General features: G+C 67.0%; 8 protein-coding genes. 4 read left to right on the plus strand and 4 right to left on the minus strand.

Features of this window, described 5'->3' with window-relative positions:
• Positions 1-94 precede the first annotated feature (94 nt).
• Together ABE473_RS18625 and ABE473_RS18630 are read right to left on the minus strand one after the other, a co-directional pair.
• The gene (locus ABE473_RS18625) at positions 95-679 is read right to left on the minus strand and encodes a ferritin-like domain-containing protein (RefSeq protein WP_179460352.1); all 585 of its coding nucleotides are present in this window, start codon (positions 677-679) and stop codon (positions 95-97) included.
• Between the two features lie 29 nt (positions 680-708).
• Entirely contained in the window at positions 709-1191 is a 483-nt protein-coding gene (locus ABE473_RS18630) for a peroxiredoxin (RefSeq protein WP_346490518.1), read from the minus strand.
• Between the two features lie 251 nt (positions 1192-1442).
• Here ABE473_RS18630 and ABE473_RS18635 point away from each other — a divergent pair, with 251 nt between their 5' ends.
• Entirely contained in the window at positions 1443-2339 is an 897-nt protein-coding gene (locus ABE473_RS18635) for a DnaJ C-terminal domain-containing protein (RefSeq protein WP_121038875.1), read from the plus strand.
• A gap of 124 nt (positions 2340-2463) precedes the next feature.
• On the opposite strand, the gene pilH is transcribed toward ABE473_RS18635, so the two are convergent.
• Both pilH and ABE473_RS18645 read right to left on the minus strand, forming a co-directional pair.
• Positions 2464-2847 carry a twitching motility response regulator PilH gene (gene pilH, locus ABE473_RS18640; protein WP_179460355.1) on the minus strand — a complete coding sequence of 128 codons (384 nt, stop codon included), beginning with the start codon at positions 2845-2847 and terminating at the stop codon, positions 2464-2466.
• A gap of 89 nt (positions 2848-2936) precedes the next feature.
• On the minus strand, positions 2937-3932 hold the full coding sequence (locus ABE473_RS18645; RefSeq protein ID WP_346490519.1) for a YhdH/YhfP family quinone oxidoreductase: 996 nt from the start codon (positions 3930-3932) through the stop codon (positions 2937-2939).
• Between the two features lie 221 nt (positions 3933-4153).
• Between ABE473_RS18645 and hflK the strand changes: the two genes are divergently transcribed.
• From hflK to ABE473_RS18660, 3 genes are all read left to right on the plus strand, one after another.
• A complete protein-coding gene (hflK, locus tag ABE473_RS18650) occupies positions 4154-5275 on the plus strand; it encodes an FtsH protease activity modulator HflK (RefSeq protein ID WP_346490520.1) in 1122 nt (373 codons plus the stop codon).
• The gene (locus ABE473_RS18655) at positions 5272-6135 is read left to right on the plus strand and encodes a protease modulator HflC (protein ID WP_019186091.1); all 864 of its coding nucleotides are present in this window, start codon (positions 5272-5274) and stop codon (positions 6133-6135) included. The genes hflK and ABE473_RS18655 overlap by 4 nt, the downstream gene beginning before the upstream one ends.
• Before the next feature lie 69 nt (positions 6136-6204).
• Positions 6205-6390, plus strand: a complete 186-nt coding sequence (locus tag ABE473_RS18660; protein ID WP_088432982.1) for a DUF2065 family protein — start codon at positions 6205-6207, stop codon at positions 6388-6390.
• The last annotated feature ends 61 nt before the right edge of the window (positions 6391-6451 follow it).

Here is a 6451-nt window from a genome sequence, read left to right on the forward strand (position 1 = left end):
GCCGGCCGTTGGCCGGCAGGACACCTTGGAGCCGGCCAGCGGCCGGCACTACACGTGCCTTCGGATCCTGCGAGAAGCCGGCACGCGGCCGGCGTTACTCGCCGATCCAGCCGTCGAGCAGATCGGCGAATTCGTCGGCGTGCTCTTCTTCCTGCGCGAGGATCTCTTCGAGGATGCGCTTGGTCGTGGTGTCCTTGTCGCCGACGAAGTTGATCATCTCGCGGTAGCTGTCGATCGCGATGCGCTCGGCAATGAGGTTCTCGCGGACCATGTCGCGCAGGTCGCTGCCTTCCTTGTACTCGGCATGCGAACGTGCGGTGAGCGTATCCGGGTTGAGATCCGGCTCGCCGCCGAGCTGCACGATGCGCTCTGCCAGCTTGCCGGCGTGCGCCTGCTCCTGCTGGGCGTGCTCCAGGAACTCGGCCTTGATCGAATCGGCGAGCATGCCCTTGGCCATGAAGTAATGGCGGTAGTAGCGCAGCACGCACACGTACTCGGTGGCGAGCGCATCGTTGAGCAGCTTGATCACCGCCTTGCGGTCGGCGCTGTAGCTGTCGGTGATCGCGCCGTCTTCGATGTCCTTGCGGGCCTTGGCGCGCAGGGTGGCGGTATCGCTGATGCCCGGCGGACGGGCGGTGTTCGGGGCGGTATCGGGGGTGTTCTTGGCTGGCTTGGACATGGCTGGCCGGATTCCTCTGTTGCGTGGGTCTAGCGGGGGAGATGCTCCAGCACGTACTGCGCCGAAGACACCTCGAATTTTCCGGGTTCCTCGATGAAGGTTTCGCGCACGACACCGTCTTCGACGTACAGCGCGAAGCGGCGCGAGCGGATGCCCATCCCGGAGCTGCTGGCATCCATTTCCAGGCCGAGCGCCCGGGTGAACTCGCCATTGCCGTCGGACAACAGCTGCAGGCCGTCGGGCACCTGCTGGCTCTCGCCCCAGGCCTTCATCACGAACGGATCGTTGACCGCCATGCAGAACACTTCGATGCCGCGGTGGCGGAACACGGGGAACTGCTCGATGTAGCCGGGCAGGTGCCGGGCCGAACAGGTCGGGGTGAATGCGCCGGGCACGCCGAACAGCACCGCTTTGCGCGAATCGAACAGGGCATGGGTATCGATGGTCTCCATGCCCTCGCGGATGCGCTTGAGGGTGACTTCGGGAATGCGGTCGCCTACGTGGATGGTCATGCGGACTCCTTGGACACAGGCAGGGTAGTGAGGGGCATGGGATGGCCATGTCAACACGTTGAAAACCGGACGTGCAGACCCATCTGGAGCGGGAGAGGCGGGCTACCGGGGGCAGCGTAGCCGGTCGGGATGTCCGCCGCATTGCGCAGGATCATTCGTGCCCGGCGTCACGGTGGGCCGGTCCGCAGCGGCTAGAATTGCGCGGACGGCGCCCGCCCACGCGGGTGGCCGAACTTAGTCGAGGTGTTTGGATGGAATTCAAGGATTACTACGCCACGCTCGGGGTGGAACCCACCGCGGGCGATGCTGAGATCAAGACCGCTTACCGCCGCCTGGCGCGCAAGTACCACCCGGATGTGAGCAAGGAAGCGGGGGCGGAGGACAAATTCAAGGCGGTCAACGAGGCTTACGAGGCGCTGCGCGACCCGCAGAAGCGCGCGGCCTATGACCAGCTGAAGGCGCAGGGCTACCGGCCCGGCGAAGAGTTCCACACCCCGCCGAACTATGGCGGTGGGCAGGGCTACGATTTTGAAGAGGTGTTCGGGGGCGGCGCCGGTGGCGGCGGCTTCAGCGACTTCTTCGAAAGCCTGTTCGCGCGCCAGCGGGGCGGCGGTGGCGGCCGCGCCAGCGGATTCGGCGGCGCCAGCCAGGGCCCGCAGCCCACCCGCGACACCCGCGCCAAGCTGTCGGTGCCGCTGGAAGCCGCCTACCAGGGCGACAGCCTGCGCATCAACGTGGGCGGCAAGCAGCTGGATGTGCGCGTGCCCAAGGGCATCCGCCCCGGCCAGGTGATCCGCCTGACCGGGCAGGGCACCGGCGGTGGCAACCTGCTGCTGGAAGTGGAATACGCCGAACACCCGCAGTTCGAGGTGGACGGGCGCAACATCCTGTACACCCTGCAGGTCACCCCGTGGCAGGCCGCGCTGGGGACCAGCATCAGCGTGCCGACCCTGGGCGGGGCGGTGGAGTTGAAGGTGCCGGCCGAGTCCGACGCGGGCCGCAAGCTGCGCCTGCGCGGCCGCGGCCTGCCGGGCAACCCGGACGGCGACCAGATCGTGGAGCTGGAGATCATCGCGCCGGCGCCGACCGACGAAGCGCAGAAGAAGGCCTACAAGGCGCTGGCCAAGGCGTTCGGCGAGAAGGTGTGATGCAAGGCGTTGCGCGGCGTCCCGGTCATCGTTGCGTACCGACCAACGGTCGGTATCTACCGGGTCGGCCGCGATTGCCTTCGCGGTAGAAGCCGACCGTTGGTCGGCTCATCGTGCCATCGGCTCACGCCGTCGGCGGTTCCTGGTGGCTGAAAACGCGCTCCAGCACCTCGGACAGCTCGTCCTCGGAGAACGGCTTGGTGATGTAGGCCTTGGCGCCCTGCCGCATGCCCCACATGCGGTCGGTGTCCTGGTCCTTGGTGGTCACCAGGATCACCGGGATGTGCTTGGTCGAGGCATCGCGTGCCAGGGTACGGGTCGCCTGGAAACCATTGAGGTTGGGCATCACCACGTCCATCAGCACCAGATCGGGCAGCTCGGCCTTGGCCGCTTCCACCCCGGCCGCGCCATCGGTGGCGGTCAGGATGTCGTGCCCGAGTTTTTCGACGATCCGCTGTATCCCCAACAGCTGCGACGGTGAATCGTCGACGATCAGAATGCGTGCCATGTTGTTCCCCGTGTGATGCCCGCAGTGTAGTGCGGGCCTCGCACCGTCGTGAAGCGCCGGACGTGCCGTCCGTCGCCCGGCTGCCACGCTCAGTCGATTCGTACCACCGTGCGGCCGTGGTTGCCGCCTGCGAGCAGGGCATCAAACGCTGCCGGCAGGCCATCCAGTCCGACTTCGCCCGTGCAGATCGTCTCCAGATGCGCCGGTTTCCACGCGTCGCCCAGCTTCGCCCAGACCGCTTCGCGCAGATCGCGCGGTGCGCTGGAGGACGACACACCGATCAGCGACACGCCGCGGATGATGAAGGGCATGACCGTCATGTCCAGCGCCGGGCTCGCGGCCAGGCCGGCACTGACGACCGAGCCGTAGGGCACGGTCTGGGCCAGCAGGCTGGTCAGCATCGCGCCGCCGGCATTGTCCAGGCCGCCGCCGAAGCGCGCCGATTCCATCGGCCGGGTGGTCGCCAGCACGTCCCGCGGCAGGACCTCGCGGGCCCCCAGTCCGCGCAGGTAGTCGGCCTGGTCGGCCTTGCCGCTGATCGCATGCACCTCGAAACCGGCCCGGGTGAAGATGTCCACCGCCAGCGAGCCGACCCCGCCGGTCGCTCCGGTCACGGCCAGCGGCCCGTGGGCGGGGGTCTGCCGGTTGTCCAGCATCCGCACCAGCGCCAGCGCAGCGGTGAAGCCGGCCGTGCCCAGGATCATCGCCTCACGCGGGGTCAGTCCGGTCGGCTGCGGGATTACCGCGCTGGCGGCCAGGCGGACATACGGGCTGTAGCCGCCATCGCGGGTCTCGCTCAGCCCGCAGCCGGTGGCCAGTACTGCATCGCCCTCGCGGTAGGCCGGATCGGTCGAGGCGACCACGGTGCCGGCCACGTCGATGCCGCCGACCAGCGGGAAGCGGCGCAGGATCCGGCCCTTGCCGGTGCCCGCCAATGCATCCTTGTAGTTGACCGAGGACCAGTGCGCGCGGATCACCACCTCGCCCGGGTTGAGCTGGTCCAGGCCGATCGGTTCCAGCCCGGCGTGGTAGCCGGTATCGTCCTGGTGGATGCGGAAAGCGTTGAACCGGTCGGGAATTGCCATGAAGATGCCTGACGGGGGAAAACACCACCTTACCCGCTGCTCCGGCGCGCGGGGACCCTCACGGACCTTCGCGGAGGCGGTTATGAATCGTTCCCCGAGAGGTGTGACCCCTTCCAATCCTGTCGATCTGCCCCATCTAGTAGAATCGACAGCGATTTAACGTTTTAACGGTTGACGGTGCGGGAATGGCCCGCAGGCAACCTTACCTTGATGGAGCGTGCATGGCCTGGAATACACCCGGCGGCAACAAGGGCGGACAAGGCCCCGACGAGAATCGACGTGGGCCGTTCGGTCCTCGCGGTGGCGGCAATGGCGGCGGTTGGGGCGGTTTGCCCGGTCCGCTGAAAGACCTGTTCGATGGCGGCATCCTGCGGTGGGTCGCAGTGGCTGCGGTGTTGCTGCTGCTGTTCTCCAGCTTCCAGCTGATCGGCGAACAGCAACGCGGCGTCGTGCTGCGCTTCGGTCAGTTCCATCGCATCCTGCAGCCTGGCCCGAACTTCAAGCTGCCGTGGCCGCTGGAGTCGGTGACCAAGGTCAATGCCACCGAGATCAAGACGTTCAGCAGCCAGGTGCCGGTCCTGACCCGTGACGAGAACATCGTCAACGTCTCGCTCAACGTCCAGTACCGCATCGATGATCCGCGCCTGTATCTGTTCGGCTCGGTCGATGCCGACCAGGTGCTGGAGCAGACCGCGCAGAGCGCCGTGCGTGAGCAGGTCGGTCGTGCGGACCTCAACAACGTGCTGAACAACCGTGGCCCGCTGGCCGTGGCCGCCGAAGAGCGCCTGCAGGCCTCGCTCGGCAGCTACCGCACCGGTCTGTCGGTGACCGGTCTGACCCTGCCCGATGCCCGCCCGCCCGAGGAGGTCAAGCCGGCCTTCGATGAGGTCAACGGTGCCCAGCAGGTCAAGGAGCGTCTGATCAACGAAGCCCAGGCCTACGCGGCCAAGGTGGTTCCGGAAGCGCGCGGCCAGGCCTCGCGGGCCCGTACCACCGCCGAAGGCTACAAGCAGGCCGTGGTTGCCAAGGCCGAGGGTGATGCCTCGCGCTTCAGCCTGCTGCAGGTCCAGTACAAGGACGCCCCGGAAGTCACGCGCAAGCGCCTGTGGCTGGAAACGGTGCAGAAGGTGCTCTCGGAGAACCGCAAGATCATCGGTGGCGATGGCCGCCAGCTGATCTACGTGCCGATGCCGGGCGACACCCGCACCAGCAGCAATGCCGCTCCGGCGGTGACCCCGGAAGTCATGCTGCCGTCGCTGCCTGCCAGCACGGCCGTCGATGGCGTTCGCAATGCGGAGCGTCCGACGACGCGCCCGACCGGTCGTGAGGAGGGCAGCCGATGAGAAGTTCACTGTGGATTGGTCTGGCCGTAGCGGTCCTGCTCGGCCTGCTGGGTTCGGTCTACGTGGTCCGTGAGGACCAGACCGCGATGGTGTTGAACCTGGGCAAGGTGGTCCGTGCGGACATCAAGCCGGGCCTGCACTTCAAGGTGCCGCTGGTGGAAACGGTGCGCGTGTTCGATCGCCGCTTCCAGGTGCTCGACACCGCCCCGGCGCGTTACTTCACCGCCGAGCAGAAGGACGTCAGCGTCGACTTCTTCGCGATCGGTTACATCTCCGACGTGCGCGCGTATTTCCGTGCGACCGGCGGCGATGCCCGCGTGGCGAATGCCCGTCTGGCCCCGATCATCACCGACTCCCTGCGCAACCAGATCAACTCGCGTTCGTTGCAGCAGCTGGTGTCCGGGGATCGCAGCGAACTGATCGCCAACCAGCTGACCGGCATCAACGAGTCGGTCAAGGCGCTCGGCATGCAGATCATCGACCTGCGCATCAAGCAGATCGACCTGCCGACCGACAGCCAGGTGATCAACGATGTGTACGAACGCATGCGCGCCCAGCGTAAGCAGGAAGCCGCCAAGCTGCGCGCCGAGGGTGAGGAGCAGTCGCTGACCATCCGTGCCCAGGCCGACCGCGAGAGCACCGTGATCGTGGCCGAAGCCGAGCGTGATGCCCAGCAGCTGCGTGGTGCCGGCGATGCCGACGCCGCCCGCATCTACGGCAAGGCCGGCTCGGCCGACCCGTCGTTCTACGCCTTCTACCGCAGCCTGGAGGCCTACCGTGGCTCCATGACCGACGGCAACGGCGTGATCGTGCTCGACAAGAACGACCCGTTCCTGCAGTACCTCAAGAGCGATCGCTGAGGCCGCAGGCGGTAGTCATCCACGGGGACCCGGTGCAGACCGGGTCCCCGTTTTGTTTGTGGAGATGTCATGAAAGATCTGTTCTCGGCCCTGTGCCTGGTCGCCGTGCTCGAAGGCCTGTTCCTGTTCGCCGCCCCTTTGGCCTGGAAGCGGATGGCCGAGCAGCTGCTGATGCTGCGCAGCAGCGCCCTGCGTGCCTGGGGCGGGGTGATCCTGCTGGCCGGGCTGACCACGCTGTGGTGGTTGAAGCACTGAGCGGGTTCCCGCCATGCGCTGTCTGGTAGTGCCGGCCGCTGGCCGGCACCCGGGATGGCCT

The organism is Stenotrophomonas sp. TWI700 (assembly GCF_039673645.1).
Taxonomy (GTDB): Bacteria; Pseudomonadota; Gammaproteobacteria; order Xanthomonadales; family Xanthomonadaceae; genus Stenotrophomonas; species Stenotrophomonas maltophilia_AA.